Annotated in this window: 20 protein-coding genes and 1 pseudogene; 10 read left to right on the top strand and 11 right to left on the bottom strand. The window is 70.9% G+C overall.

Features of this window, described 5'->3' with window-relative positions; translation table 11 throughout:
* Positions 1 to 10: 10 nt before the first annotated feature.
* From ABT186_RS16995 to ABT186_RS16985, 3 genes are all read right to left on the bottom strand, one after another.
* Positions 11 to 3,499 carry an aminotransferase class I/II-fold pyridoxal phosphate-dependent enzyme gene (locus tag ABT186_RS16995; protein WP_351925603.1) on the bottom strand — a complete coding sequence of 1,163 codons (3,489 nt, stop codon included), beginning with the start codon at positions 3,497 to 3,499 and terminating at the stop codon, positions 11 to 13.
* Positions 3,496 to 4,437 (bottom strand): NAD-dependent epimerase/dehydratase family protein, encoded by a 942-nt coding sequence (locus ABT186_RS16990; protein WP_351232961.1) that lies wholly within the window; start codon positions 4,435 to 4,437, stop codon positions 3,496 to 3,498. The genes ABT186_RS16995 and ABT186_RS16990 overlap by 4 nt, the downstream gene beginning before the upstream one ends.
* 157 nt (positions 4,438 to 4,594) lie before the next feature.
* Positions 4,595 to 4,906, bottom strand: a complete 312-nt coding sequence (locus ABT186_RS16985) for a hypothetical protein (RefSeq protein ID WP_351925601.1) — start codon at positions 4,904 to 4,906, stop codon at positions 4,595 to 4,597.
* Here ABT186_RS16985 and ABT186_RS16980 point away from each other — a divergent pair.
* The 3 genes from ABT186_RS16980 to ABT186_RS16970 are packed head-to-tail and all read left to right on the top strand — an operon-like array spanning position 4,905 to position 7,484.
* The gene (locus ABT186_RS16980) at positions 4,905 to 5,390 is read left to right on the top strand and encodes a sigma-70 family RNA polymerase sigma factor (RefSeq protein WP_351925599.1); all 486 of its coding nucleotides are present in this window, start codon (positions 4,905 to 4,907) and stop codon (positions 5,388 to 5,390) included. The genes ABT186_RS16985 and ABT186_RS16980 overlap by 2 nt on opposite strands.
* Complete coding sequence (locus ABT186_RS16975) at positions 5,387 to 5,818, top strand: hypothetical protein (RefSeq protein WP_351232963.1); 432 nt, start codon at positions 5,387 to 5,389, stop codon at positions 5,816 to 5,818. Before ABT186_RS16980 ends, ABT186_RS16975 begins: the two co-directional genes overlap by 4 nt.
* The gene (locus tag ABT186_RS16970; protein WP_351232965.1) at positions 5,811 to 7,484 is read left to right on the top strand and encodes a dolichyl-phosphate-mannose--protein mannosyltransferase; all 1,674 of its coding nucleotides are present in this window, start codon (positions 5,811 to 5,813) and stop codon (positions 7,482 to 7,484) included. Before ABT186_RS16975 ends, ABT186_RS16970 begins: the two co-directional genes overlap by 8 nt.
* 324 nt (positions 7,485 to 7,808) lie before the next feature.
* Here ABT186_RS16970 and ABT186_RS16965 read toward each other — a convergent pair whose 3' ends face one another.
* Together ABT186_RS16965 and ABT186_RS16960 are read right to left on the bottom strand one after the other, a co-directional pair.
* Positions 7,809 to 12,404 (bottom strand): cation-translocating P-type ATPase, encoded by a 4,596-nt coding sequence (locus tag ABT186_RS16965; protein ID WP_351230495.1) that lies wholly within the window; start codon positions 12,402 to 12,404, stop codon positions 7,809 to 7,811.
* Positions 12,405 to 12,453: 49 nt separating this feature from the next.
* The gene (locus ABT186_RS16960; RefSeq protein WP_351925597.1) at positions 12,454 to 13,104 is read right to left on the bottom strand and encodes a hypothetical protein; all 651 of its coding nucleotides are present in this window, start codon (positions 13,102 to 13,104) and stop codon (positions 12,454 to 12,456) included.
* Between ABT186_RS16960 and ABT186_RS16955 the strand changes: the two genes are divergently transcribed.
* The 3 genes from ABT186_RS16955 to ABT186_RS16945 all read left to right on the top strand — a co-directional run bounded on the left by ABT186_RS16955 (position 13,094) and on the right by ABT186_RS16945 (position 15,785).
* Complete coding sequence (locus ABT186_RS16955) at positions 13,094 to 13,342, top strand: hypothetical protein (RefSeq protein ID WP_351230491.1); 249 nt, start codon at positions 13,094 to 13,096, stop codon at positions 13,340 to 13,342. The two genes, ABT186_RS16960 and ABT186_RS16955, sit on opposite strands and share 11 nt — an antisense overlap.
* 250 nt (positions 13,343 to 13,592) lie before the next feature.
* Positions 13,593 to 14,687, top strand: a complete 1,095-nt coding sequence (locus ABT186_RS16950) for a PP2C family protein-serine/threonine phosphatase (protein WP_351230489.1) — start codon at positions 13,593 to 13,595, stop codon at positions 14,685 to 14,687.
* Positions 14,688 to 14,879: 192 nt separating this feature from the next.
* Complete coding sequence (locus ABT186_RS16945) at positions 14,880 to 15,785, top strand: lysylphosphatidylglycerol synthase transmembrane domain-containing protein (protein WP_502973225.1); 906 nt, start codon at positions 14,880 to 14,882, stop codon at positions 15,783 to 15,785.
* A gap of 243 nt (positions 15,786 to 16,028) precedes the next feature.
* Here ABT186_RS16945 and ABT186_RS16940 read toward each other — a convergent pair whose 3' ends face one another.
* From ABT186_RS16940 to kstD, 5 genes and pseudogenes are all read right to left on the bottom strand, one after another.
* Positions 16,029 to 16,496, bottom strand: a complete 468-nt coding sequence (locus ABT186_RS16940) for a (2Fe-2S)-binding protein (RefSeq protein ID WP_351230487.1) — start codon at positions 16,494 to 16,496, stop codon at positions 16,029 to 16,031.
* A 23-nt stretch (positions 16,497 to 16,519) separates the two neighbouring features.
* On the bottom strand, positions 16,520 to 18,622 hold the full coding sequence (locus tag ABT186_RS16935; protein ID WP_351925626.1) for a xanthine dehydrogenase family protein molybdopterin-binding subunit: 2,103 nt from the start codon (positions 18,620 to 18,622) through the stop codon (positions 16,520 to 16,522).
* Between the two features lie 260 nt (positions 18,623 to 18,882).
* Positions 18,883 to 19,368 (bottom strand): annotated as a pseudogene (locus ABT186_RS16930) (SDR family NAD(P)-dependent oxidoreductase); the annotation flags it as partial.
* Between the two features lie 51 nt (positions 19,369 to 19,419).
* Positions 19,420 to 20,529: a hypothetical protein gene (locus ABT186_RS16925; RefSeq protein WP_502973228.1), complete on the bottom strand. Its 1,110-nt coding sequence runs from the start codon at positions 20,527 to 20,529 to the stop codon at positions 19,420 to 19,422.
* 401 nt (positions 20,530 to 20,930) lie between these two features.
* Positions 20,931 to 22,733, bottom strand: coding sequence for a 3-oxosteroid 1-dehydrogenase (gene kstD / locus ABT186_RS16920; protein ID WP_351925595.1), 1,803 nt, complete (start codon positions 22,731 to 22,733; stop codon positions 20,931 to 20,933).
* A 290-nt stretch (positions 22,734 to 23,023) separates the two neighbouring features.
* Between kstD and ABT186_RS16915 the strand changes: the two genes are divergently transcribed.
* The 3 genes from ABT186_RS16915 (at position 23,024) to ABT186_RS16905 (ending at position 25,096) form a co-directional block, all read left to right on the top strand.
* Positions 23,024 to 23,410 carry a hypothetical protein gene (locus ABT186_RS16915; RefSeq protein ID WP_351230483.1) on the top strand — a complete coding sequence of 129 codons (387 nt, stop codon included), beginning with the start codon at positions 23,024 to 23,026 and terminating at the stop codon, positions 23,408 to 23,410.
* A gap of 129 nt (positions 23,411 to 23,539) precedes the next feature.
* Positions 23,540 to 24,430 carry an LLM class F420-dependent oxidoreductase gene (locus tag ABT186_RS16910; protein WP_351925593.1) on the top strand — a complete coding sequence of 297 codons (891 nt, stop codon included), beginning with the start codon at positions 23,540 to 23,542 and terminating at the stop codon, positions 24,428 to 24,430.
* Positions 24,431 to 24,529: 99 nt separating this feature from the next.
* Positions 24,530 to 25,096 (top strand): cysteine hydrolase family protein, encoded by a 567-nt coding sequence (locus tag ABT186_RS16905; RefSeq protein ID WP_351230479.1) that lies wholly within the window; start codon positions 24,530 to 24,532, stop codon positions 25,094 to 25,096.
* A gap of 136 nt (positions 25,097 to 25,232) precedes the next feature.
* Here the strand turns inward: ABT186_RS16905 and ABT186_RS16900 are convergent, their stop codons facing one another.
* The gene (locus ABT186_RS16900) at positions 25,233 to 25,709 is read right to left on the bottom strand and encodes a MarR family winged helix-turn-helix transcriptional regulator (protein WP_351230477.1); all 477 of its coding nucleotides are present in this window, start codon (positions 25,707 to 25,709) and stop codon (positions 25,233 to 25,235) included.
* A gap of 41 nt (positions 25,710 to 25,750) precedes the next feature.
* Between ABT186_RS16900 and ABT186_RS16895 the strand changes: the two genes are divergently transcribed.
* Positions 25,751 to 26,674 (top strand): alpha/beta hydrolase, encoded by a 924-nt coding sequence (locus ABT186_RS16895; RefSeq protein WP_351925591.1) that lies wholly within the window; start codon positions 25,751 to 25,753, stop codon positions 26,672 to 26,674.
* The last annotated feature ends 135 nt before the right edge of the window (positions 26,675 to 26,809 follow it).

Raw genomic sequence — 26,809 nt, 5'->3', positions numbered from 1 at the left:
CGCGAGTCACTCACTCCCGGGCGGATGCCACCTCCTCGGCCAGAATCGACACGGCCCGTCGGATGTCGTCCTCACTGTGTTCGCTGGTGACGAAGAACCGCAGCCTCGCGAACCCCTCCTCCACAGCGGGGTGGAAGATCGGGTCGGCGATGACACCCCGGTCGAAGAGCCGGTCGGCAACGCGCAGGGTCCTCGCCGAGTCGCCGATGACACACGGCACGATCGGGGTGTTGGCACTGGTGCCCGTCACCAGACCGGCCGAGGCGGCCAGACCGAGGAACAGGCCGGCGTTCCGCCGCAGAGTGCGAACCCTGTGCGGTTCCGCGACGATCAGCTCGGTGGCGGCCAGCGCCGCGGCCGCGTTGGCCGGAGTCAGGCCGACGCTGTAGACGAAGCCGGGCAGCGTGTGACGCAGCCACCGCACCATACGGGCCGAGCCGCCGAGATAACCGCCGCAGCTGGCAAAGGCCTTGGACAGAGTTCCCATCCACAGATCCACGTCGGACCGGTCGACGCCGAAGAACTCGCCGACGCCACGGCCGCGTTCCCCCACAGTGCCGATGCTGTGCGCCTCATCGACCATCAGCAAGGCACCGTAACGCTTCTTCAGCTCGATCACGGCGGGCAGGTCGACCAGATCGCCGTCCATGCTGTAGGCGCCCTCGACGGCGATCAATACCCGTCTGAACCGGGACCGGTTGAGCCGGAGCATGTGTTCCAGCCGGCCGATGTCGTTGTGGGCGAACGGGCGTCGCGCCGCCCCGGACAAGGCGCAGCCCTGAAGGATGCTGTCGTGGGCGAGCGCATCGTGCACGACGAGGTCCCCCGCGCCGACGAGGTGCCCAATCGCGGTGACATTGGTGGCGTGGCCGCTCACCAGCGCCAGACAGTCCTCGACCCCGAGGAAGTCGGCGAGCGCCTGCTCCAGCCGGACGGTCAGGTCCCGTTCACCGGAGAGCACGCGGCTCGCGGAGACCGAGGTCCCGTAACGGTCCACCGCCTGGTGCACGGCCTCGTTGACCGCCGGATGGCCGGAGAGCCCCAGGTAGTTGTAGCTGCCGAAGGACAGGTACGCCCGGCCGCCGATCACGGTCGTGTCGCGTATGTTGCCCTGATGGACCCGGAAGTACGGGATGTCCGCACCGCTGTCGGTGATCGAGCTCAAGCGCTCCTCGAACTGCCGCACTTCCGGGAAGTCGTCGACGCACATGGTGTCGGCGCCCCAGTCTGCCCGGGTCTCCTGGGGCAGGAGCTCTCCGGGGGCCGACGGCTCCGTGAGGTGCGGATCGGCCAGCGCGATCAGCCGCTCGATGGTGAGGTCGGGCGAGAACATCTCCTCGGTGCGGAAGCCCGGTATCCGCTTGCCGATGTTGACCTCCAGCTCCTGCAACATCAGGGAGTCGAAGCCGAGATCGGTCACCAGCGCCATCCGCTCGCTCAGGTCGGCGAGTGGGAAAACGCCCGACCGCGACACCTCTTCGAGCACGATGGACGCCGAGGACGCGCCACCGGCCCGTGCCCTCGCGGGCGCCGCCTCGGGCGGGTCCAGCAGGGCGGGCCGGTCCTCCCCCACTGCCTCAAGGGCCTCGGAGGTGCCCCCGCGCTCGCGAGCCGACTCGTCCACCACCCAGTGGTGGCGCGGGGCGAGCGGACTCGGCGGCAGGGTGCACGGGGGTATTCGCTCAAGCTTCGGACGAATCCCCGAGGTGACGGCGCGCACCGCGAGCTGAGCCAACGCGGCCTTGCGTTCCTCGGCGGACAGCGACCCGGGCGCCGGCACGGAGACCTCCGGCTGTTCACCCGAGGGCACCGTGCCGACCGCCTGTCCCGGTCCGAGATCTCCGCCACGGCCCGCCGCCAGGGCGTCGGCCGCCGTGGCCAGCTTGGTGGCGGCGTCAGCGGTGTCCTCCGCCACCAGGGCAAGGCGTTCGGTGAAGGGAGCCCGGCGAGCCAGGGTGTCCGCCACCCCGGCCAGCGGCGGCTGGTCGGCTGCGATGGTGTGCGCCAGCTCCCGGGCGTAACGGGCCAGTCCGGCCCGGTCGCGGGCGCTGAGGACCAGGAGGTGCGGTCCCTCGTCCGGTGCCGGGCGGGCCGGTGCCGTGGTGCATTCCTCCACCACCACATGGACACCCGTGCCGCCGAAGCCGAAGGCGCTCACCCCCGCCCGGCGCGGCTGCCCGGACCCCGGCCATCGGGTCGGCGTCGTCGGGACGGTCAGCCGCGCGGCGTCGAGCCCGGAACGATCGGCCAGATCGAACTCCGGCTGCGGCGGTATCACTCCCCGGTGCACGGCCAGGACCGTCTTGATGAGTCCGGCCATCCCCGCGGCGTTGAGCGAGTGCCCGAGCACCGCCTTCACGGCACCGAGGAAGGCGGGTGCACCCTGCTCGCCTCGCAGTTCGCGCAGGACACCGACCTCGACAGGATCGCCTACCGTGGTCCCGGTGCCGTGCGCCTCCAGGTAGCCCACTGTGTCCGGGGTCAGGCCCGCGTCACGGTAGGCCCGGCGCAACGCTCGCAGCTGACCTGCCGCCTGGGGATGCATACCGCCCTGCACGGTCCCGTCATTGGCCGTTCCCACACCCCGGATCACCGCATAGACCCGGTCGCCGGCTGCCAGCGCATCGGCCAGCGGACGCAACACCAGGACCCCGGCGCCCTCTCCCAGGACGAAGCCGTCGGCTTCCGCCCCGAACGGCAGGCACCTACCGCTGCGCGAGATGGCGCCGATCCGGCACAGTCCCACCAACAGGTCGGGGGTGAGCAGCAGTTGGGCGCCACCCGCGAGTGCGATACGGCATCGGCCGGCACGCAGTGCGAACACGGCGTTGGCGACGGCCATGAGTCCACCGGAACACGCCGAGTCCAGTGCATAGCTCTCGCCGTGCAGATCGAAGACGGAGCTGATCGTGTTCGGCCCCATGTTGAGCAGGAGTCCGGCCACGGATGTGCCGTGCAGCCCGTCGACGGCGCGGACCGTCTCCAGCCACCGGGGGTCGGTTGCCCGAGCCCCGAACTCACCGCCGGCCAGCTGCCTCATCCGGATCTGCATGGTGCTGATCTCGCGATAGCCGCTCTCGGTGAGCGATGTGATCACCGAGGTCTCCTCGCGGTCGAAGCCCTCGGCCTCCCACCCCGCGTCCTGGATCGCCTCACGGGCGAGGTCGATCAGCAGCCGGTGCTGAGGATCCATCGCCTTGGCCCGCCGCGGTGGGATGCCGTAGTGCACCGCGTCGAAGTGGCCCACGTCCGGCAGCAGCGCCATGGTGTCCGTATAGGCCGAGTTCGCGTCACGTAAGTTGTCGCTGAGGAAGGTGGCGGTGCGCCACCGCGAGTCCGGGACGGTGGAGAACTGTGTCTGCGGGGCCGTCAGGAGCCGCCAGTACTGGTTCACATTCAGTGCCCCCGGAAACCGGCAGGCCATCCCAACGATCGCGACGTCGTCGCGCCGTGCTCCCGCTGAATCCACTATGGAATCTTTCGCTGTCACAGATGTCATCCGGCGGTGGCCAGTCGCTCACGCCACCAGTCCACGGTCGCCTTGACCTGCTCATCGACAGGGGTGGCTCGTACGGCGAATTCGGCCTCGTAATCGCTTGAGTCAACTACGAATGGTCGGTCGAACTGATAACGGACCTCCTTCAGTTCACGGATCATCGGAGAGAAAACCGCCGCGACACCCAGCACGGCAGGCGGAAGCCTGCGCACCGCGACCGGCCCCGTTTCCGACTGAGCGGCAAGGCGGTCGACCATTTCCCGGGTGGACAGCGCGGGCTCCGTCGGGACATGCCAGGCCCGTCCCCAGGCCCGCTCCTCGTCCGCGACTTCGACCAAGGCCTTGGCCACATCGGGGAGATAGGTCCAGCTGTGCGGGGCGTCCGGGTCCCCGAGCGTGGAGACCGGCTTGCCACGCAGCAGTCGTGGCATGACCCGCGCGGCCAGGTGACCGCCGTCGGTCACGCCGGGGCCGAAGAAGTCCGAGGCCCGCACCTCGACCGCCTTGATACGGCCCTGCTGATGCAGTTTCTGCGCCTGCTCCCAAACGGCGGCGCGCACCCGTCCTTTGGGGCCGGTCGCCGCGAGCGGCAGCTCCTCGGTCATGGGACCGTCCACCGGACCGTAGCCGTAGAGGTTGCCCAGCATGACCAGGACGGCCCCGGTCGCCTCGGCCGCCGCACACAGGGACGAGGCCAGCGGCGGCCATTCACTCGCCCAGCGATGGTAGGGCGGTGCGGCACAGCTGTGGATCGCCGCCGCGCCCTGCGCCGCGTCGATCAGTCGCTTGCTGTCCGTCGCGTCCAATGCGACGTGCTCGATTCCGGGTTCCGCGCTTCGGCCCGACTTGGTGACGACCCGCACTGAATGACCCTCTTCGGCCAGCAGCCGAGCAGTGGCCGCACCGGCAGGCCCAAAACCTATGACGACATGAAGGCTCACGCGCGAACACTAGCGCGAGTGCGTACTGACCTTGCGTCAGAGAAGGTCGCGGGAAACTGGATGCGCATGATCTCGGTCAACTTCACGGAACCCGAAGATCACGGCTCCCACCACGTCGGCGCCGCCGAAAGACGAACCCGAAGTGGCGTAGATCACCTCAGATCGTCTCGCTGACTTTTGGGGCCACCTGCAACCTGGGCGCGGTCCACACGTCTGTCGGGGTGGAGGCGCCTTCACTCAAGGGCTGTGCCGTGGGAAGCCGCCCGCATCCGACCTCGGCCGTCACGTCCAGGAGAACCATGACGACAGTCACGTACGCCTTCCCACCGCCATCCACGAAGAGGCGCACGGTGCGCAGCGGATGGGTGCGGCTGCTGCGCAGCGTGGCGCAGAGGCGGGAGCGGCCCGACCCTGCCTTGTCGCCGCCCTCCCCGGGCAGATCTCCTGACACGTACGCGGCGGACCGCATGCCGGGAATCGATGAGCTCTACCATGACCGCCGGCTCGAACTCGTCAGGCTCGCACTGTTGCTGGTCGATGATCTGCCCACGGCCGAGGACTTGGTGCAGGACGCGTTCGCCTCGCTCTTCCGCAAGTACGGCGCCTGGCTGAAAGGCGTGGACGACCCGGTGGCCTACATCAGGACGAGCGTGGTGAACGGCGCGCGTTCCTTGCTGCGTCGGCGCAGGACCGCTCGCGCGCATGTCCCCGAACGAGAGGGCCACGTTCCGCCGCCCGACGAGCTCATCCTGCCGCAGGAAGAGCACCGCGAAGTCCTCGACGCACTGCGCAGGCTCACCAGGCGCCAGCGCGAGGTACTCGTGCTGCGGTACTGGTCGCATCTGTCCGAGGCCCAGATCGCCGAGACGCTCGGGCTGTCCCGTGGGGCGGTCAAGTCCACGGCCAGCAGGGCGTTGGACGCCCTGGGCCGGCACCTGGGGGCAGAGCGATGAGTGGATCTGCTCCCCACCTGAGGCATGAACAGCTCGAACACCGGTTGCGGGCCGCTCTCGACGCCAAGGCCCGCAGCGTCGACGTCATCGACCTGCGGCCCGCCTTCCCGCCCTCGGAACGCGTCCGCCCGCGGATACCGGCCCGCCGCGTCGCCCTCTTCGGCCTCGGGCTCGGCCTCGTGGCCATGGCTGCGTGCGTCCTGCTCGCCGTGCTCGGACGTCAGCCGTTCGGGCCGGTGGAGCCCGCGCGTCCGTCCCAGTCCCAGAGCGGCGGCCCCTCGACGCCCGTGGCAGGGGAGCCGTCGCCGTCCCCGAGCGCCCCTTCCGGGATGCAGCCGGACAGGTCGCTCAGTCCGCGCACTTCGAGTCAATCCCCCGCACTCTCGAACCTGTTCATCCAGCGGCAGCGAGCGGGCAGCGGTGAGTGAGTCCTCGGCCTGGACGGACCGTTTGCGCCGCTTCGGTTACGTGGCGCTTCCGCGTACCGGTACGGAGGAACGCCTGGCGCCGGCCTACCCTCGGCCACCGGCCCGTCTGTGGCAGGCTCTGGGCTGTCCCGCGGATGTCGCCCACCGCGCGGCGAGGGCGACTGGCTGGCTGGGGCCGTTGCTGATTGCCGCCTTCGCCGGAGTGATCCGCTTCCGGGGACTCGGCCGGCCTCACGGTCTGATATTCGACGAGACCTACTACGCCAAGGACGCCTGGGCTCAACTCCAGCTCGGTTACGAAGGTGTCTGGCCGGACCGCAGGACGGCCGACCCGCAGATCCTCGCCGACCCACAGGTCATACCCCTGTCGGACACCGGGGCGTTCGTCGCCCACCCGCCGCTCGGCAAGTACGTCATCGCGATCGGTGAGTGGTTGTTCGGCCTCCATCCGTTCGGGTGGCGCTTCATGACAGCTGTCCTCGGCACGCTGTCCGTGCTGATGCTGTGCCGTATCGGACGGCGTCTGTTCCGCTCGACGTTCCTCGGCTGTCTGGCCGGCTTGCTGATGGCCGTGGACGGCTTGCACTACGTCATGAGCCGCACCGCACTGCTGGACGTCGTTGTCATGTTCTTCGTCCTGTCCGCGTTCGGCTTCCTGTTGATCGACCGGGACCGGGCACGGGCGCGGCTGCTCCGGGCGCTGCCCAGGGACGAAACAGGCAGCGTAAGACCCGATCAGCAAACAGGCGACCGGGGTGGCCTGGGACGGCGGCCTTGGCGGTTGGCTGCCGGCGTCTCCTTGGGGCTGGCTGCGGCGACCAAATGGAACGGTCTTTATTTCCTGCTGTGCTTCACGGTGATGACCCTGCTGTGGGACGTGGGATCACGCCGCGTCGCGGGAGCACGGCACCCCTACCGCGCGGTGCTGCGCAAGGACCTCGGCTGGTCCATGGCGTCCCTCGTCCCGGTCGCTCTGGCGACGTATATGACGACATGGACCGGATGGTTCCTGTCCGACAAGGGGTATGGCCGCCACTGGGCGGACGGCCGGGGCGGCACATGGGCGTGGATCCCCGCGCCCCTGCGCAGCCTGTGGCACTACGAACACCAGGTGTACCAGTTCAACATCGGGCTGGAGACGCCCCACCGGTATCAGTCACATCCCTGGAGCTGGCCGGTGCTCGGTCGCCCCGTACCGTTCTACTTCGAGCCGACACCCTACGGACAGCACGGCTGCGGGGCATCCGGCGGCTGTGCGCGGGAGATCATCGCTCTGGGCACCCCGATGCTGTGGTGGTCGGCCTGTTGCGCCTTGATCTACCTGCTGTACCGATGGGCGTTACGACGCGACTGGCGCGCCGGCGCCATCCTGTGCGCGGTGGCGGCGGGCTGGCTGCCGTGGTTCCTCTACCAGGACCGCACCATCTTCTCCTTCTACGCGGTCGTCTTCGTGCCCTACTTGTGCCTGGCCGTGGCGGCGATGGCCGGTGCCCTCCTCGGCCCGCCCGGAGCCGGTCGGCGACGCCGTCTGTGGGGCGCGGTGGGCGCAGGCACACTCACGCTGCTGGTCCTCTGGAACTTCATCTACTTCTTCACGCTCTACACGGGTGCGACGATCCCCTACGACTCCTGGAGCGAGCGCATGTGGCTCGACTCCTGGGCGTAGCGCTCCAGCGCGAAGATCCGGACCAGAGACAGGCCGGCCTGATGTGCGGCGGCCCCGCCCTCCCCTCGTGGGCGGGGCCGCCGTCGAGGCGCGGCGCCAGGGCAGGGCGCGAGAGCTGAAGATCGAGGACCACCACGTCGGCGGAGGCCCCCGGACCGCTCAGGGTGAAGGAGACATCGGGCCCCTTGGCCACGGTGACGATACGGAGTGGTTCGGGCATGCGACTCGTCCTCCCCGGGCCGCCCCTGCCGACAGCTCCACGCGATGCCGCACGTACGCCGCAACGCTCGCCGCCGTCAAGGCGGCACCGGGCGCGACGGCGGCTCACCCTGACGGAGGGCAACCCGGGGCGAACATGCTGAGGCGGGACAGCGCCCCGTTCAGCCAGGCGACGGGGACCGCGGCCAGGGCGGCTGTGGCCGACGGCGGCGGCGTCGGCTCCTCGGGTTTCTCGGGCTCCTCGGACGCCGGGGTCAGCCAGCCCATTGCGGCCAGGCGGTGCACGAGGGGCTTCAACGGCGAGTGGAGAAGCGTAGCGGTGGTGATGGCCGTCAGGGCGATGCCCCAGGCCACGGGGCCCAACGGGGTGGACCCGAAGAACTGGCTGATACCCGGCGTCTGGATGATGCCTACGAGCACCACGGCCGAGCCCACGGTGGCGACGAGCACCTGGAGGTCCGCGCCGCCGCTGGTGAGGGTCTGTGCGAGCTGGGTGCCGACCACCGCAGCCAACGCCACGGTGCCTGCCCGGCGTTGGGTGCCGGTGAGGCGTGCGGCCGTCCAGGCCAGCCCCGCGCCGAAGGCGGTGGTGAGCCCGCGCTGCATCATCTCCTGGGTGAGTGCGGTGCCCAGCGACTGATGGGGGCCTTCCTGGAGCAACTGTTCCGCAGTGTTCTCGGCCGGGGTGCGCACGGCGATGGCCAGGGCGGGGGCGAGGTCGGTGAGCAGGTTGACCAGCATGATCTGGCGGGCGCTCAACGGTGAGCTGCCGGCCAGTGTGCTGGCGAGCACGCTGAAGGTGACCTCCCCGAGGTTGCCGCCGATCAGAATGGCCAGCGCGGTTCTGACCGAGGTCCACATCGCCCGGCCCTCGGTCAGGGCGGTGACGATCGTCTCCAGACGGTCGTCACCGATGACCAGGTCGGCTGCGGCCGTGGCCGCGGGGGTGCCGCGCCGCCCCAGGGCGATGCCCACGTCGGCGAGGCGGATCGCCGGGGCGTCGTTGGCGCCGTCGCCGGTCATCGCCACGACGCGGCCGAGACGCTGGAATGCCTCCACGATGCGGACCTTGTGGCGCGGGGTGCACCGGGCGATCACATCCACCTTCGGCAGCAGCACGTCGAGCCTGTCGTCGTCGAGCTCGTCCAACTCGGGCCCCGTGCACACGGTTTGGTGGGGGACGCCGGTGACCGAGACCGCGATCGCCTCGGCGGTGGCGGCGTGGTCCCCGGTGAGCAGGACCGTGTGCACCCCGGCCGCGCGCAGCCGGGCCGTGGCCGACGCCGCCCCGGGGCGTACCGGATCGGCGAGGATGAGGAAACCGACGAATGCCAGGTCCTGCACCGCGTCGTCGGTGAGTTCCTCGCCCGGACGCATGGTCCGTTCGGCGACGGCGAGGACCCTGCGGCCGGCCCCGGCGAGCTCCTCCGTGGCCGTGGTGAGCGCCTTGCGCCCGACATCGTCGAGCGCGGTCTCCGCCCCGTTCAGGCGCCTGCTCCGGCAACGGGCCAGCACGACCTCGGGGGCGCCCTTGATGCTGAGCAGGGTGCAGCCCGCGGCGCGGCCGACGGTGGCGTGGAAGGCGCGAGAAGGGTCGAACGGGAGGGTGTCGGTGCGCCGCCAGCGGGGCGCGCCACGGCTGACCGACACCCGCGCCCGGCGGGCCCCCGCGTCCACCGCCCGGTCGGTCTGATGGGCCATCGGCTCGGACTGGCGGGCGGCGGGGGTGGCACGGAACGCCGCGGCAAGGATCGCCTTGTGCCGCACGCCGAGCCGGTCGACGGGGAGGGCCCGGTCCCCGTCGCTGACGGCGACCAGCTGGAGGTTGCCCTCGGTGAGGGTGCCGGTCTTGTCGAAGCACAGCACATCGGCGCGGCCCAGCGCCTCGATGGTGCGCGGGTTGCGGACCAGGGCGCCGTGCTCGGCCAGGCGGCGGGCGGAGGCCAGTTGGGCCGCGTTGACCAGGAACGGCAGCCCTTCGGGGACCGAGGCGACAGCCAGGTTGACCGCCGAGGCCAGGCTCTCGGCGAGCGGTCGTCCGTGCAGCAGCCCGGCCCCGGCGACGGCCGCCGCGGAGGCCGTCGCCACCGGCAGGCTGGCCTTGGTCAGCGCCGACAGCCGTGCCTCGACCCCGGTCACCGGGGCCGCCTCCCGAGCGGAAGCCATGGTGCGCCCGACCTCCGTGGCCGCCCCCGTGGCCACGACCACGGCGACCGCCTCCCCGGCGGAAACGGTGGTGCCCTCGTAGAGCATCGAGCGGCGATCGGTGAGCTGCGAGGCGACCACAGGGGCCGGATCCTTGGGCACGGGCAGGGACTCGCCGGTCAGTGACGACTCGTCGACCTCCAGTCCATCGGCCTGCAGCAGACGGCAGTCCGCGGGCACCACGTCCTCGGCCCGAAGGAGGACAACATCCCCCGGCACCAGGTCCTCCGCCGTGACCAGCCGTTCGCCGCCCCCGCGCCGCACCCGTGCTCCCACCGCGGAGCGGGCGGTCAACTCGGCCAGGGCGCGCTCGGTCCGGACCCGCTGAACGCCGCCGACCAGCGCCGAGGTGGCGGTGATCGAGGCGACCAGCACGGCGTCCGCACCGGATCCCACGGCGGCGGCAAGGGCGGCCCCACCGGCCAGCACCGGGGTCAGCGGATTGGCCAACTCCTCGATGAACGCCGACAGCAGGGTGGTCCGCGGCGCCGCGCCCGTCCGCGACGGGTCCTTGGACCGCGCCGCGGCCTCCTCCGCGGAGAGCCCGTCGATGCCCGTACGCAGCCGGTCCAGGACCCGCGCGGGAGGCATCAGGTGCCAGGGCACGGTCTCCACGGACGGGCTGATGGGGCGGGAGCACAGTTGCCGGGCGCGCCAGACTCCCAGGCCGAATGCGATCCCGCCCGCGGTGTTGCACGCCGCCTGTCCGCGCGAGCACGCCTCACCGGTCGATGCGCGCATCGCTGCGACCGCGCCGATGCCGCTGCCGCTCGCGGCCAGCACCGCGCCGTCGCGGTCGACCTGGCGGGCCACGCCGACGCCGGTCAGGATCACGGCGACCGAGTCCAGGTCGGTGCCGACCAGCAGGTGTGCGCCCCAGGCCGGCGGCTCCCCTTCCCGGTGGACCCCGATGCCGCAGTCCGAGGCCCCGAGCGCGCGGCGGTTCCCCGACACCAGCATCACCACTGCGCCGTCCGCCTGCAGCGCACGAACCGACGCCACCAGATGGCCCCCCGCGGGCACCATCGCGTCCACGAAGCCGAGCTCCGGATACGCCTGGTCGCCGGCAAGGACCACGCGGATCCCCGAACGGCGGGCCGCCGCAGCCAGGGCCTGTGCACCCGGAAGCGTCTGCATCGCCACCCCCGCCACGGTCACCAGACGGCGCCGGAAGGCCAGGCCCAGCACCAGTTCGCTGCCCCGCTGCCGCAGCCGGTCTGCGGCCTGCCGCCCGGTACGGCCGGTCAGATCCAGCTCCTCCAGCGGTCCGAGCGCCCAGCCTTCGCCGTCACGGTGGACCCGCGAGGGGGCCGCCGGATCGAACAGCGCGAAGAGCCGGCCGGACACCTCTTCGACCTCGGCGCCGCCGAGCAGCTCCAGATCGGTCAGTTCGTATCGGCCGCTGCGCAGCGCGTCCACGTCGAGGAGCACGGTGTCCACCTGGCCCAGGCGGCGCAGCGCGCCGCGGTCCATGGCCACGACGCCGCGCAGTGCAAGGAACCGGCCCAGGCTGGTGGCGAAGCCTTCCCGCCCGGCCTGGGGCGCCTTCGGCATGCTGGACAAGGCCACGGCGATCGCGCGTCGCGGACCGGCGTACGGCGTGGCCAGGGCACCGACCCCGGCACCGGCCGCCATGGCCCGTTCGGCGTAACGCGCCGTCGCGTCCTTGTGCGCCTGCGGCCGTTCCACCACGATCGGCTCGGCCTGCGCATCCTCGGGTCCCAGCACCAGCCGCGACTCCGCCTCCGCCCATGCGTCGAGGGCCGCGTTCGCCTCCCGCCACTGCGCCGCGCGCTGCGCGACGTCGAGCGCCAGCCCTCCGCCGCGCGTGGTCAGGCCCTGGACGATCGCATTGAGCACCGGAAGTACTGCTTCCGGACGTCGGCAGCCCCTGAGAGCCGATGTCGCCAACCCCCGCAGCCACGGGTGGTACTGGACGGCGGTGGCCAGCGCCCCCACCTCGGCCGGCAGCGGGGTCCACGGCGACAGGCGCGTAGCCGCGGTGAGCAGCAGCCCCGCGATGTCCGCTGCAAGCACGGGAAGGGTCGGCCGTCTGCGCGGCCCCTCGCACGGATGGTGCGGCTCGGGACACCAGGGGTCGGACCCGCCCGGCTCCGCGGCGTCGTCGGCCTCCTGGGCCTCCGCATGGACGATGATCCGGATCAGTTCCTGCTGCGACGGTGGCGGCGAGGCCAGTTCCACGACGACCCGATCCGCCGGGGCGTTCACTCGCGCCCACAGCACGCCGGGGTGCTCCTCGAGCGCGCGCTCCACGGCCCGGCCCACCCGCAGGCCGTCAGGACCTCGTACCCCCCGCACCTCGATGTGGCAACGCCCAGGACGCGACCACACATCCCGCCGCTGCAGCCCCAGCAGCATGATCGCCGCGTCGAAAGCCCCGCGCAGACCGCCGGCCGGCCCGCCCACCAGACCTCCGGTCAGCGGCGCCGACAGCGACGGCGGCACCGGCAGACGCACCCCGGACAGCAGCGACATCTGCGTGCCACCTCCCGAAACAGGCCGGTTCCTCGTCCCATTGCGATCATCATGACCCGCCCCGGACACACCTGCCCGGCATGCTGATCCGAACGGATTCCTGACTCGCAGGCCGATTTCGCCGCGGGTAGCTTGTGCCGCATCGAGGGGCGAATCCGGACCCACGAGCGGATGGGAGCACCATGACCACGCCCAGGACCCCTGGGACACGCCCAGGCACGCGGAACACGAAGCCGTCGCGCTCCGCCTCCAGGACGAGCTCCACGACGAACTCCACGACCAAGTCCATGACGAAGTCCATGACAAGGACGAACTCCGCGGCGAAGACGAGCTCAATGCCGAAGTCGAGCTCCACGACGAAGTCGAGCCCCACGGCCAAAACGAACTCGATGCCGAAGACAAGCCCCACAACGAAGGCCAAGACGAACTCCACGACCAAGTCGAGCCCCACGACGAAGTCGAGCCCCACGACGAAGTCGACCCCCACGGCCAAGACCAACCCCACGACGAAGTCGACCCCCACGACGAAGTCGACTCCCACGACGAAGTCGACTCGCACGGCGAAGAAGAACTCCGCGGTGAAGAACTCCACGGCGAAGACGGCGAGAACGAGGACAACGAAGCGGCCCAGCGCCGGGCCCGCCGCGAAAGCGCCGAAGAGGCACCGCGCCACGATGTCCGGCGGGCGCATGATCACCATCGCCGTCCCGCCCCTCGCCGCGGCGGCCACCAGGGCCGTCAACGCCGCGGCGGCACCCCTGGCCTCCGCCCGCGGTGTTCTGCCCGTCAAACGAGGCCTGCCCCTGTACGCCGGCCTCGGCGCGCTGGCAGTCGCGGGCGCCCTCGAGTGGCCCGTGGCGGTGGGCATCGGCATCGGCTATGCCGTCCTGCGGTACAACGGCCTGCTTGCGCCGCCCGCGGCCTCCAAAGTGAGGTAGAAACGCCGAAACGCCTACGCGTCCGGCGCACCTGCATCGCGCCGGACGCGGAAGGTGCTCTTCTGGGGACTGCAGCGGCGTGTCACCGGCCTTCCCGGCCGCTGCACACGAGCTCCCGGCGGAGTACCCGCGAGCCGATACCCGGGTGTATGCAGGAGGTATGCGCCTTCAGCCTCGCGGAGGTGCCGGCTGGTCACGGCCTTCGAGCCGGGGCCTCGTGGTCATCCCGATCGCCCTGATTGTGGCGATCATGATCGCCGACCTCCTGTCACCCGCGAACATCCACCTCGGGCCGTTGCTCGTGGTCGCACCGGCGCTCACCGCCTCGTTCGGCAGCTCCAGGCTCACCGCGCTCATCGGGGGCTTCGCCGTGGCGGCGCTCGTGGCGATCTCCGTGATGCGCAACAGCATCTTCACCTCCAACCACGAAAGCCAGCTCATCGCCCTGATCGTGATCTCCGCCTTCACCGTGATCTTCCGCCGCCTGCAGGAAAGGCACAGCGCGGAGCTGAGACAGGTACGGTCAGTGGCCGAGGCCGCACAGCAGGTCGTGCTGCAGCCCCTGCCCGAGAGGATCGGCCCCCTGCGCATCGCCAGCGCCTATCGGGCCGCGACGGACCAGGCGCGGATCGGCGGTGACCTGTACGCGGCAGTACGCACCACACGCGGGACCCGAGTCCTCATCGGAGACGTCCGAGGCAAGGGCCTGCCCGCCGTCGACGACGCGGCTCTGGTGCTCGGCGCGTTCCGGAGCGCGGCTCACCGCGAGCCGACCCTCCCCGAGCTGCGGAGCGAACTGGAGGCGACCGTGTGCTGGAGCCTGGCCCAGCCGGACAAGGACAGCCCCGGCGCGGACGAGTCATTCGTCACGACCGCCGTGGTCGACATCCCGGACGACGAACCCGAGGTCCGCATCCTCAACTGCGGGCACCCGCCACCGCTCCGGCTGCACGACGGGCATGTCACCGTCCTGGCGCCTCAGCAGTACGCAACTCCTATCGGAATGTGCCTGCCGCAGGCCCCGTGCGGAACCGTGGAGAGCTATCCGTTCGAGCCCGGCGACATGCTGGTGCTCTACACGGACGGAGTCTCCGAAGCCCGCGACACGGCCGGCAGTTTCTATCCGCTCGCCGAACGGCTCCCGGCCTGGACGGACGTGAACACGCCCACGGGACTCATCGATCGTGTCCGCAAGGACATCATCACGTTCTGTAATGGCACCTTCGTCGACGATGCCGCCCTGGTGGTCGTGGCTCGCGAGGCGGTCGCCGGCGATCAGGAACCGCCGAAGGTCAGCCGGTCCGCCCAAAGTCCCGCCGTCACGCGCCGGTCCGTCCGGCCATAGCGACTGCCCGAGCAACACGGTCGGGACACGAAGGCGGCCGCACGAGGACGGGCCCGGCCGTGTCGCCCGTCCGCCCGCACCCCTTCGGCTCCCGGACACCGTGCCGTCACACCGTGCGGGGATGTTTCCACCGTCCCCTGCCTCGCCCGTATTCGTCCGCCGCGCACGACGTGGATGTGACGCGGAAGGACGATGCCCGCCGTGTCCCTGCTCCCGCTCGACGATCTCCCCGCACCGCTCCCCGCCACCGTCCGCTCCCCGTCCGCCGCCTCTGCCGCACGCCTCGCCCGCCGGGTGCTGAGTCTGCTCCCGCTGCTGCTGATCGGGGCATGGGCGGCAGCCGACTGGCGTGCCGTCCACGACGGCACCCTCCGGCTGGCCTCCGCCGATCCCTGGTGGCTGCTCGCTGCGGTCTTCTTCACCGGCCTGGGCTGGGTGGCCGCTGCGGTTGTCCGTCAGGGAGCCGTACCGGAAAGACTTCCGCCGGGGCCGCTGCTCGCCTCACAGTTCGCCGCCGGGGCCGCGAACCACGTGCTTCCGGCGAGTATCGGCGCCCACGCCGTCACCCTCCGCTTCCTGCAGCGCCGCGGCATACCCCTCGCCCGGGCCACCGCTTCGCTCGCCCTGTACTCGCTGGTCAAACCGGTCGCGAAGACGCTGGTGCTGCTGGTGTTCCTGCTGGCGTTCCCGGAGACGCTGCGTCTCGGTCGGCTCGTCCCGGACGAGCGTGTGCTGCTCCTGGCCGGCGGGGGCGTGGCGATCGTTGCAGCCACGGCCGCTGTGCTTCTGACGGTCGTACGCCGGCTGCGCCGCCCGGTTCTCGATGGGCTGCGCACGGCCCTGACCGACGCACGGATCCTGCACACCCGGCCCAGCCGGGTCCTCGCCCTCTGGGGCGGGTCGGCCGCCGTCCCGCTGCTCCAGGCGAGCGTGATCGCCTCGGTCGGGGAGTCGCTCGGCCTGCAGTTGTCCTGGGCGCAGGTGATCTTCGCGTTCCTCGCGGCCAGTACCGCGGTCGGGGCCGTGCCCGCGCCGGGCGGCATCGGACCCGTGGACGCGGCACTGGTGTTCGCCCTGGTCGCCTACGGCACCCGATGAGCCTGGCCTCGGGGACCGTCATCGGCTACCGCGTCCTGACGGTCTGGCTGCCCCTTCTGCCCGGCACGCTGGTGCTCGCGGCTCTCGTCCATCGCAAGGTGTTGTGAGGCCAAGGTGCGGATGCGAATGGGTGTTTGACGAATGGCCGCCGGCGCGGGCGTTCCGTCCGAACCGTCTGCGGTCGCGCTCAGGTCACCAGTACCCGCACGGCCGCCCCTGTCGACAGCACCGGCCGTCCGTCGGTCACTCCTCGACGGTCCGTTCGGCCGCGGCCTTCTTGATCGCTTCGCGGATCCGGGAGTAGGTGCCGCAGCGGCAGACGTTCTCGATGCGGTCGATGTCGGCGTCCGTCGGCCGGGGCGTCCGCTTCAGCAGTGCTGCCGCGGCCATGATCTGTCCCGGCTGGCAGAAGCCGCACTGGGCGACATCGCAGTCGAGCCACGCCTGCTGTACGGGGTGCAGCGTGCCGCCGTCGGCCAGGCCCTCGATGGTGGTGACGTGACGGTCCACGCAGTCCGCGACCGGCACCGTGCAGGGCTGGATCTCCGCACCGTCGAGGTGGCTGGTGCAGGCACGGCAGACCCCTACGCCGCAGCCGTACTTGGGGCCGGTGACCCCCAGCATGTCGCGCAGTACCCAGAGCAGGGGCATGTCGGCGGGAGCCTCGACAGTGACCGGTTTCCCGTTGAGGACGAAGGAGTACGACGGCATCGGTACCTTTTCCGGACGCTCGGTCAGAAGTTGATCGGGAATCGGCGCGGGCGGCTCCCGGTCGCCCTTGCATAGGCGTTGGCGACCGCGCCCGCGGCGGCGGGGACTCCGAGTTCGCCGGCACCGCCGGGGTCCCGCCGGGAGGGCATGATGTGCGCTTCGAAGTGCAGCGGGGCGTTCCGCTGACGGGCGTAGCGGAAGTCCGCGAAGCTGCCCTCCCGGACAGCGCCGCGGTCGATGTGGAGGCCGGCCTGCAGCACGGTGGAGATCCCGTCGACCGAGGTGCCCATGAGCTGGGCCTCCAGGCCGCGCGGGTTGACGGCCGTGCCCACGTCGGCCGCCATCACCACCTTGGTCACCCGGGGGTCCTTCGGGTCGGTGGCGTCGATCTCGACCAGGCAGGCCACGCAGGAGCCGTACTCCTCGTGGACGGCCACGCCCTGGGCGTGGCCCGTCGGCATGGTCCGGCCCCAGTGCCCGGCCGTCGCGACCTTGTCCAGTACGGCCCTGACGGCTTTGCTCCTGAGGGTCTGGCGCCGGAATGCGACCGGATCCTTGCCCAGGCTCCGGGCGACCTCGTCGACGACGATCTCCTCCGCGGTCCGCATCGTCCCGGAATCCACCGACCGCCAGGCCCCGAGGGGCATGGCCAGCTCGACTCCGCCCGAGTTCCCGGAGACGCGTCCGAAGTTGTACAGGCCGGTGTCGCTGGGGAGCGGGCCACCCGCCGCGGAGGCGCGCCCGAAGACGGTCGTGGTCACACCGCCCTGGACCGCCGGGCCCTGCTCCTGGTTGGACTCGTTCACCGAGGCCATGACGTGTTCGAAGGCCACGACCCGTCCCCGTACGAGACTGGCCCGGATCCGGTGGTGGCTGGCCGGACGCATCCTGCCGTGCCGAATGTCGTCGCCACGGCTCCACATCAGCTTCACCGGCCGGCGTGCCGCTTTGGAGATCAGTGCCGCCTCGGTCGCCGCGTCGAAGTTCAGCCGACGCCCGAACGAGCCCCCGCCCCGCATGACATGGACCCGGACCGAGGACGCCGGAAGCCTGATCGCCGAGGCGATGCTGTCCCGGGCCTCCATCGGCGTCTGGGAGGAGAACCAGATCTCGGCCTGGTGGGCGCGTACGTCCGCGACCGCGGTCAGGACCTCCATCGGGGCATGGCTGACGAAAGCGAACGCGAACTCGCCCTCCACCTGCGTCGATCCGCTCGGCGGGGTGCCGAGCCGTGGCACGGCGGCCCGCAACCGGGCCCGGATCGCGGCGTCCGAGAGCGACGCAAGGGGGCCCGGGGCCCAGGTGATCCGTAGTGCGTCCCGGGCCTTGAAGGCGTGGTGGAAGGATTCGGCCACCACGGCGACACCGCTCGGGATCCTGACCACCGCGAGGACACCCGGCAGCGCGCGGGCCGCGCTGTCGTCGACGGAGACGACCTTGCCGCCGAGCGTCGGGGGCCGGGCCACGACGGCCGGCTTCGCTCCGGGTACCGCGAGGTCTCCGGCGTACTTCGCCTTGCCGGTGACGATGTCCCGCGCGTCGATCCGGGTCGTCGGCCGCCCGATCACGCGGTGCCGGGACGCGGGCTTGGGTCTGCCCGTCACGGCGCGGATCCGGGCGGCGCTCTCGGTCAGCGATCCGAAGGTGGCCGTACGTCCGTCCGGAGCGACGACCATCGTGTTGCGGGTGCGCAGTGACCATGCGGGCAGGTGCCACCGCCTGGCCGCCGCGGTGACCAGCCTGGCGCGGGCAGTGGCGGCGAGTTCGCGGGCCGGTCCGTGCAGGGAGCTGACCGAGCTCGAACCACCGGTGTACTGGTTCCCCTTGGTCCGGGCGTCGGCGAGCGGGATGTCGACGTCGACGAGCCGGGCGTCCAGTTCCTCAGCGATCATCATGGCCACGGCGGTGGTGATGCCCTGTCCGACCTCCACGCGCGGCAGCCGCACGACCACCCTGTTGGCCGCCGTGACCTCCAGGACCAGCATCTCCTCGTCGGCGCCGGTCACCAGGACGCCGGACGCGCCGCGCGCACCGTCCGCACTGGGTTCGGCACCTTCCGCCGACGACGTGTCGCAGCCGATCGGTGTCGCGACGGTCAGCGTGGTCGCCGCCAGCGAGTAGACCATGAACCGTCGACGGGACAGCCCACCGGCCCGGCCGGACGGGCGGGATGCCTCGTCCTCTTGCAGGGCGGTGCCGGCGACGGAAGTCTCGAAGCCGTCCACCAATCACTCCTCTCGGTGCGTCGCCCGCCCTCCGCCCTGATCGCGCGTCGGGGCCTGTGGGTGACCGAGGACTCGGGTTCGCTCGACTGGTATGAGGCGCCGGTCCCCGTCGGGGTTGCGTACCGAAGTGGGATTGCTGCCCACGGAGTTGAATGCGCGGGTCAACGGCAGGACTCGTGCGGGCACTGGCGCGGGGCGAGGGTGAAGTCGAAGGGCACGGCGCCCGGGTCGACGATCGTGGTGCCGCCGTCCCTGGTGAGGGTCGTGCCGTTGACGTACGAGGCGTTCGGACCGAGGAGTCGCAGTACGGCGTCGGCGATCTCCTCCGCCGCCGCGGAGCGCCGCTGCGGTACGAGGACGGTCACCGCCTCGTACGACTCCTCGACGGTGAGGCCGAGTGGCTCCCCGAACTCGTGCATCTCCTGATCGGCCATCTCGGTGCGGATCCGGCCGGGGCACACGGTGTTGGCGCGTACCCCGAGGGGCCCGAACTCCGCGGCGATGGCGGTCGTCAGCATCGCTGCACCGGCCTTGGAGGCGGTGTACGCGGCCATGCCGGACGGCGCCCGCAGTCCGGTGATGGACCCGACGGTGACGAACGCTCCACGGGCGCGGACCAGTTGGGGAAGCATGGCCCGGGCGAGCCGGAAGACCGAGGTGCGGAATCCGGCCGGCTCCGGGCCGCCGCCCGAGCGTCACTACTGCGTCGGGGCCGCCTTGCGGAGAGCCGTGATGCACGTGCCGATCGCCGCCTGGAGTTCCTCCAAGCGCTGGAGCATGTCGTCCTCGTAGAGGGCGTCGAGATCATCGGCGTCGTCGAAGGTCAGTTCCTCGAACACCTTCGTCGCCCGCTGCAGGCTGCTGTAGAACTTCGTACGGCGTTCCAGGAGGCGCAGTTCGGGGTCGGCCTCGACGGCCCGGACGACGAGTTCCTTCACCGTGTCGTACGCCTCCGTGGCCCACTGTCCGGCCTCTTCGTCGTCGTCCAGCTCATCGATGAGGGACAGATGGCGCTCGGCCTCCGCACGGAGTTCGGCCGGGGCGTCGATCGTCTGTCCGGCCGGAGTCCTGACCTGGCCGTCCTCCACGACCTGCCGGACAAAACCGATGCGGTCGGCGGTCCGGGCCTCGCCGGCCACGGCCTTCTTCAGCTCATCGGTGCGGGCGATGTCACGCGCCAGCACCGTCTGCAGGGCCGGGTCCTCCTTCAGCCGGTCGAGAAGTGCGGCCCGCGCCGTCTGTGCGGTCGCGGGGTCCGCGAGGATCGCCGCCCGCAGCGCGGTGGGGTTCTCGGCCACCTCCAGTGCCTTCGTCGGCCGGATGCCCTCGGCCTCGGCCGCCGCCGCGATCGCGGTGCCGCGCTCCGAGGACGCGCTGGAGCGGGATGCGTAGTACGAGAGCCACACGTCGGAGTCCGGCAGCTGGATCTCCTGGCCCGGGACCAGGATCTCGAAGTGCGGGACGAGACCGTCGTCGGCGGCCTTGTCCCACGCCTTGTAGTAGCGCATGACGCGCTCGGCGGAGCACCCCGCCAGCTCGGCGAACCGCCTGGCGGAGATCTTGGGGGTCTCCCCCGCCGGCTGCCCGCCGGGCCGTACGCTGCGCGCCACCTTCAGCGCGAACGCCCAGCCGCCGGTCCGCGCGTACACCCCGAACTCACGGGCGTCCCGGGCGACCACCTCTGCCACTTCGTCCCCGTCAGACACCGCGCCGACTCCGCCGGCCGCCTCGGCCCCGTCCGACGCCGCGACTCCAGCATCCACCTCGGCCCCATCGGACATCGCGAGTCCACCAGCCGCCTCAGCCATGCCGAGTACCGAGGCCCCATCGACCGCCTCAGCCATGTCGAACACCGCGGCTCCGTTGCCCGGTTCGGCTCCGTCACCCGGTTCTGCCCCGTGGCGCGCCTCGACTCCATCGGCCACTTCTGCCACCACGGGCTCCATCGAGGACAGGGCCGCGTCGCCGGCCGCTCCCGGCTCGACCCAGAACCCTTGGTCCGTGGAAGCCGCCTCGACGGCCGGCACACCGTCGGCGGACGTCTCCTCTGCAGGCCTGTCGTCATCGGGCGAACCGGCCGCTCCGGACGGGGCGATCGCTACGGTCACAGGAACTCTCCCGGGCACTCGCGGACTGTGGGAACCGAAGCGAGAAGCCTATATGAACCCGTTGCTGGGGCTTTGCACCCACTCCCCGACGGCCCGGACCCTCAGCTCCCAACCGCGAGGTCCAGCGCGGCGATGTAGCCGAAGGTCATCGCGGGACCGATCGTCGAGCCCGCACCCGCGTAGCTGTGGCCCATGACGGCGGCGCTGGCGTTCCCGGCCGCGTACAGACCGGGGATCACCGAGCCGTCCGCGCGCAGCACCCGCGCCCGGGCATCGGTGCGCATGCCGCCCTTGGTACCCAGATCACCCGGGACGATCTTGAAAGCGTAGTACGGGGCCAGCCACAGCGGCGCCAGACAGGAGTTCGGGACGACGGCAGGATCGGTGTAGTAGTGATCGTAGGTGCTGTCGCCGCGGTGGAAGTCGGTGTCGTTACCCCTCCGCGCAAGGGAGTTGAAGCGGTCGACGGTGGCACGCAGCGCGGCCGCGGGCACACCGATCTGCCCGGCCAGGGCGTCCAGGGTCCATGCCTTGTGCGCGGCGCCCGAGCCGTACCAGGCGTCGGGGAAGACAAGAGTGGGGGCGACGTCCTTGAAGAGGTACCGGTTGCGGTAGTTCTGGTCGACGATCAGCCAGGCCGGGATGTCCGGGTCGGTCGTGTTCCGGTCGTACATCGTGTGGACGACGTCGCTGTACGGGGCAGCCTCGTTGACAAAACGGGAGCCCGCGGCGTTCACCAACAGGCCGCCCGGCAGGGTGCGTTCGGCGAGGCAGAAGTACGGCTCGTCGGGCAGCGGGATCGCCGGGCCCCACCATGCGTCGTCCATCAGGTCGAGCGCGGCGCCGGCCCGCTCTCCCGCCCGGATGCCGTCGCCGGTGTTCTCCCGGGCGCCCACGGTCCACCCGGTGCCGATGGGCTGCCGCTGGTACTGCGCGCGCATGGCCGCGTTGTGCTCGAAACCGCCGGAGCCCACGATCACCCCGCGCCGGGCCCGGAGCAGTCCGGGCGTACCGTCGCGGGTCACCACGGCTCCCGTGACCGCCCCGCCTTCGGTGTACAGGTCGGTCAGCGGGGTGTTCAGCCACACGGGCACGCCCGCGGCGAGCAGCCCCGCGCGCAGTCCGGCCGCCAGCGACTGCCCCATGGTGAGGGGCTTCTGGCCGAGGAGCGCGGCCTTGGTGCCGCGCGCGAGGCACTCGACGGCGACGGCGATCCCTTTGGCGCTGACGGCGGAGAGGGTCAGCCACTTGTAGTCGGCGCTGAAGACGACCATGCCGCTCGGGACTGCCATGTAAGGCGGATTGAGGTGGGCGAGTTCGGAGCCGAGGATGTTTCCGTCGAGCTGGTCGGGTTCGATGGAGCGGCCGTTCGGCAGTCCGCCGGGCAGCTCGGGGTAGTAGTCGCTGTACCCCTCCATCCAGCGGAAGCGCAGCGGGCTGTGGGCCATGACAAAGGAGATCATCTCGGGCCCGTGGCCGAGAAATGCCTGCTGTCGCTCGACGGAGACGTCCGGGCCGACGACAGCTGCGAGGTAGGCGGCCGCCTTCGCCGGGGTGTCCGGGACGCCCGCGGCGAGGATGACCGGGTTGTTCGGGATCCAGATGCCCGCGCCGGAGCGCGCCGCCGACCCGCCGAAGGTGGCCGCCTTCTCCACCACGACGCAGCTCAGCCCCTGGTTGGCGGCCGTCAGCGCGGCGGTCATGCCTGCCGCGCCGGAGCCGATCACGATGACGTCGTACGTGCCGAGCGGAGGCAGGTCGGCGGCCCGTGCCGTGCCGGCCGCCTCCGGCAAGCCGGCCGCGAGCGCGAGTCCGGCGCCGGTCGCGCCGAGCACCTGTCGGCGTGAGGGTCCGGCCGTCGCGGAGGAATCGGTACGTCTCACGGGGTCCGCGCTGGTGGGCATGGCAGATCGCTCCAGGGTGGCGAGGGACGGTGAGGCGGTGCGGCGTTCTGCGGTGCTCTCGATGCCGTGCAGTACTCACGAAAACATTGATTTCTGATGCAGCGTCAGGAAATGTCGCGCGGAGGCCTTGTGAAGTCAAGGGGTGCGTCATGTGCGGACGAGGTGAAGGCCTGGGCCCGGGTGAGGCCGCCGACGAGACCATGCTGCCTGCCGGCGGGACCGAACCCCCTCAGGGTGAACTTCGGACCGATCGGTCCTACGCGCCATGGCCCGCCGCTACGGTGCCCCGCATGAGCGCCGACGATCTGTGCCTCGAGGACCAGTGGCCGCTGCTCCCGGCGTGGATATGGGACTGCGCCGTGTGCGTGCGGATGTACGAGGCGATGCGGCACATCCAGGGTGTCATGGCCGAGTTGCGGCTCGGCACGGAGCAGGGCGTGGACTGGGACTTCATGGACACCGTGCCCGGGACACAGATCCGGCTCGGTGAGCATCTCGCGGCGGAGCATGCGGAGCGGCTGCCCGGCTGGGACGACACCTGCGAGACATGCTCGCTGCACCGCTACGGCCTCGCCAGGGACTCCGCCACCTCGTTCCGGCCGGGCGCCGCGAAACTCGCCGCGGAACACCGGGCCCGACATGTGTTCGCGCCGCCGCGGATCGTCGGGCTGATGTGACCGTACGGGTGTGCGTCCGGCGTGGAATACGCCCTCTCGGCAGCCGGTTGGGGTCTGCTGTGATCAACGGCACCCTCGTGAGTGATCCATGGGCGGTGCGCAGCACACGGCACGGAAGGATCGGACACGATGGGCGACGAAACGAGCGCGGGCTCTGACGGCTCCCTGAAGGAGACCGTCGGACCCTACGGCATCTGGAGCATGGCACTGCGCTCCGAGGACCCGGCCAGGCGCGGCGAACTGATCGAAGCCGCCGCTGAACTTGAGGAACTCGGCTTCGGTGCCGTCTGGTTGGGCGGCAGCAGCACAGTGCGCCATGCGGCGCCGCTGATCGAGGCGACCTCGCACCTCACCGTGGCAACCGGAATCCAGAGCATCTGGGAGTATGAGGCAGCCGAGACCGCCGCGCGCTTCGTCGAACTGGACCAGGCCCGTCCCGGGCGCTTCCTGCTCGGACTCGGTGTGAGCCACGCCAAACTGACGGACCAGTACCACCGCCCGTACTCGGCCATGGTCGCCTATCTGGACGAACTCGACGCCGCCGGCGTACCCGCCGGACGCCGCGTGCTGGCCGCGCTCGGCCCCAAGATGCTGAAGCTGTCCCGCGACCGTGCCGCCGGCTCGCACCCGTACCTGGTGACGCCCGAACACACAGCCAGGGCCCGCGAGATCCTGGGCGACGCCCCGCTGCTCGCACCGGAGACGAAGGTGGTTCTGGACACGGACCCGGACAGCGCCCGGGCGAAGGCCCGTGGTTACCTCGCCTTCTACCTGGGGCTGCCGAACTACACGAACTCCCTGCGTCAGTTCGGCTTCACGGACGACGACTTCGCGGACGGCGGCAGCGACCGCCTGGTGGACGCACTGTTCGCCTGGGGAGACGACGACCGGATCCGGGAACGCATCGAGGCCTTCCATACGGCGGGCGCGGACCATGTGGCCCTGCAGGTGGTCCACGACCAGCCTCGCGACCTGCTGCCTCGCGCCGCCTGGCGCAGACTCGCGGAGCTGCTGCGCTGACGGCCGCGCGATCCAGCGCCGTTGTCAGTGGCGGAGCCTACCGTGGGAGACGACACACGCTTCGTGACGAGAACCACGTGACGACACAGAGGAGTCCCCATGACCACCCTGCCCGACCGGCCACACACGGCACTGCTCGTCATCGACGTCCAGAACGGAGTGGTGGATGGCTCGCACAACCGCGACAGCATGATCGCGAACATCAACGCCCTGATCGACAAGGCCCGCGCGGAGGACGTGCCCGTGGTCTGGGTGCAGCACTCCGACGACGGGCTCAAGCGGGACAGTGAGAGCTGGCAGTACGTGCCGGAGCTGGTGCGGCGCGACACCGAGCCGCTCGTCCACAAGACCTATGGCGACTCGTTCGAGGACACGGATCTGGAGGCCGTGCTCGCCGAGCGCGGGGTGGGCCGGCTCGTCGTCACGGGCGCCCAGACCGACGCATGCATCCGCTCGACCCTCCACGGGGCCCTCGTGCGCGGATACGACGTGACGCTGGTCGGCGACGCGCACACAACGGAGGACCTCACCGAGTACGGGGCGCCGGCTCCGGAGCAGGTGATCGCGCACACCAACCTCTACTGGAAGTGGCAGAGCGCACCCGGGCGCCACGGGGGGACCGTCGACACGGCGGAGGTGACGTTCACGACGGGCGACGCCGGCTGAGCGGACCGTCCAGTCGCGCCCGGTCCTGAGGGGCGCGACTGGACGACGGCAGACGAAAAAGGTCAGGACGCAACGTCGTAGTCGCGGGGGCGTCAACACACACTGGCCCCGGGGGCAGTCGGCTGCGCCATGCGCGTCAGCCTGTGGGCATGCCGATCTGGTCGCGTTCCAGTACAGAGCGGAGCTGCGAGAGGGTCTGCGCGACAGCCGACATCGGAGATCCGCCAAGAGTGTCTCCGAGCAGCTCGGCCAGCCGCTCGGTGAAGGTGCGGTCGGCCGCATCGACCAACTCCAAGCCGTCGTCCGTCAGAGCCAGCAGCGACGACCGGCGATCCGATGGATTCCGTTGCCGGACGACCCATCCCTGCTTCTCCAGGCGGTCGACGCCCTTGCTGGTCGCCCCGATTCCGACCGCGAACTCCGCAGCGAGGTCCGCCACCCGAGACCCGGGACGGTCACGGAGGTGGCGCAGGAACTCGAACTGCGATGTGACGATCCCGTGCCGCTCACGAAGACGGTCGTTGAGGGCGTTGTACAGACGCGTCTCGCAACGGACGAGGTCAGCGAAGAAACCCGGGAGGTCGACAGTGCCACCACTCGACTTATATGCCACGGCATATAGTGTAGCGGCAGCTACTTACGACGGGAGCGGGTATGAGCAAGGAACAGCGCGCGATGATCGATGCAATGCTGCGGCAGCCCCGACCCGAGGGCCCTCAAACGGTTGAGGAGATCCGAGCCGGATTCAGGGCGATGATGACCAAAATGATCATCCCGCACGGAATCCGCACCACGGCCACGACGCTCGGCCCACGCCCCGCACTGCTCATCGAACCGGTCGACGGCCCCCGCGCCGGGACGATCCTGTACTTCCACGGCGGCGCCTACGTGTTCGGCTCACCGGAGACCGCGCTGTCGCTGACGGGCAACCTCGTGGCCAAGACCGGGTTCAGGGCCTTCTCACCGGACTACCGGCTCGCCCCCGAGCACCCGTTCCCGGCCGCGATCGAAGACGCGCTGAGCGCCTACCGCGCACTGCTCGACAGCGGCGAGGACCCTTCCACCATCGCGTTCGCCGGGGACTCCGCCGGCGGTGGCCTCACCGTCACCACCTGCCTTGCCGCCCGCGACACGGGCCTCCCCATGCCGGCGGCGATCGTGGCGTTCTCCCCCGGACTCGACGCCACCCGGACGGGCGAGAGCATGGACAACAAGGCAGGCATCGACCCGTTCTTCACACGCGAAACCCTGGGACACACGGGGGCCATGTACCTGGCGGGGCAGGACCCGCACCACCCCATGCTCAGCCCGGCCACCCTCGCCGATCTGACCGGTTTCCCACCGATGCTCCTGCAGGCGGGCACCAACGAGGTGCTCCTGGACGACTCCACGCGCATGGCCGCGCGCGCGAGAGCCGCCGGAGTGGATGTCGTCCTTGACATCACCGCCGACGTACCCCACGTGTTCCAGTCGTTCGCCGGCGTCCTCGACGAGGCCGACGAGGCACTGGACCGCGCGGCACTCTTCCTCACCCAGCGCATCCGCACGCCGGGCACAGCGAGCACGCCGACGGGGTGAAACCGGCCGACAGCCACTCCCGACCGGGCACCACCGCTCCGCCCCGACAGGCTCATTCCGGCGGTGACTTGTCGACCAGGCTCATTCCCGCGGTGGCTGGTCGACGGCCATGACTCATCTCGCGGCCGCGGGTAG

This window comes from Streptomyces sp. NPDC001634 (genome assembly GCF_040298185.1).
GTDB lineage: Bacteria > Actinomycetota > Actinomycetes > Streptomycetales > Streptomycetaceae > Streptomyces.
The sequence above is the reverse complement of the archived record's forward strand: the minus strand, read 5'-3'. Positions and strand labels throughout refer to the sequence as shown.

Excerpts from the sequence above, each read along its gene's own strand:
- ABT186_RS16995 (WP_351925603.1), bottom strand. The coding sequence starts at position 3,499 with ATGACATCTGTGACAGCGAAAGATTCCATAGTGGATTCAGCGGGAGCA.
- ABT186_RS16980 (WP_351925599.1), top strand. The coding sequence starts at position 4,905 with ATGCCGGGAATCGATGAGCTCTACCATGACCGCCGGCTCGAACTCGTC.
- ABT186_RS16985 (WP_351925601.1), bottom strand. The coding sequence starts at position 4,906 with ATGCGGTCCGCCGCGTACGTGTCAGGAGATCTGCCCGGGGAGGGCGGC.
- ABT186_RS16975 (WP_351232963.1), top strand. The coding sequence starts at position 5,387 with ATGAGTGGATCTGCTCCCCACCTGAGGCATGAACAGCTCGAACACCGG.
- ABT186_RS16965 (WP_351230495.1), bottom strand. The coding sequence starts at position 12,404 with ATGTCGCTGCTGTCCGGGGTGCGTCTGCCGGTGCCGCCGTCGCTGTCG.
- ABT186_RS16955 (WP_351230491.1), top strand. The coding sequence starts at position 13,094 with ATGATCACCATCGCCGTCCCGCCCCTCGCCGCGGCGGCCACCAGGGCC.
- ABT186_RS16960 (WP_351925597.1), bottom strand. The coding sequence starts at position 13,104 with ATGGTGATCATGCGCCCGCCGGACATCGTGGCGCGGTGCCTCTTCGGC.
- ABT186_RS16950 (WP_351230489.1), top strand. The coding sequence starts at position 13,593 with ATGATCGCCGACCTCCTGTCACCCGCGAACATCCACCTCGGGCCGTTG.
- ABT186_RS16945 (WP_502973225.1), top strand. The coding sequence starts at position 14,880 with ATGCCCGCCGTGTCCCTGCTCCCGCTCGACGATCTCCCCGCACCGCTC.
- ABT186_RS16940 (WP_351230487.1), bottom strand. The coding sequence starts at position 16,496 with ATGCCGTCGTACTCCTTCGTCCTCAACGGGAAACCGGTCACTGTCGAG.
- ABT186_RS16935 (WP_351925626.1), bottom strand. The coding sequence starts at position 18,622 with ATGGTCTACTCGCTGGCGGCGACCACGCTGACCGTCGCGACACCGATC.
- ABT186_RS16925 (WP_502973228.1), bottom strand. The coding sequence starts at position 20,529 with ATGGCTGAGGCGGCTGGTGGACTCGCGATGTCCGATGGGGCCGAGGTG.
- kstD (WP_351925595.1), bottom strand. The coding sequence starts at position 22,733 with ATGCCCACCAGCGCGGACCCCGTGAGACGTACCGATTCCTCCGCGACG.
- ABT186_RS16915 (WP_351230483.1), top strand. The coding sequence starts at position 23,024 with ATGAGCGCCGACGATCTGTGCCTCGAGGACCAGTGGCCGCTGCTCCCG.
- ABT186_RS16910 (WP_351925593.1), top strand. The coding sequence starts at position 23,540 with ATGGGCGACGAAACGAGCGCGGGCTCTGACGGCTCCCTGAAGGAGACC.
- ABT186_RS16905 (WP_351230479.1), top strand. The coding sequence starts at position 24,530 with ATGACCACCCTGCCCGACCGGCCACACACGGCACTGCTCGTCATCGAC.
- ABT186_RS16895 (WP_351925591.1), top strand. The coding sequence starts at position 25,751 with ATGAGCAAGGAACAGCGCGCGATGATCGATGCAATGCTGCGGCAGCCC.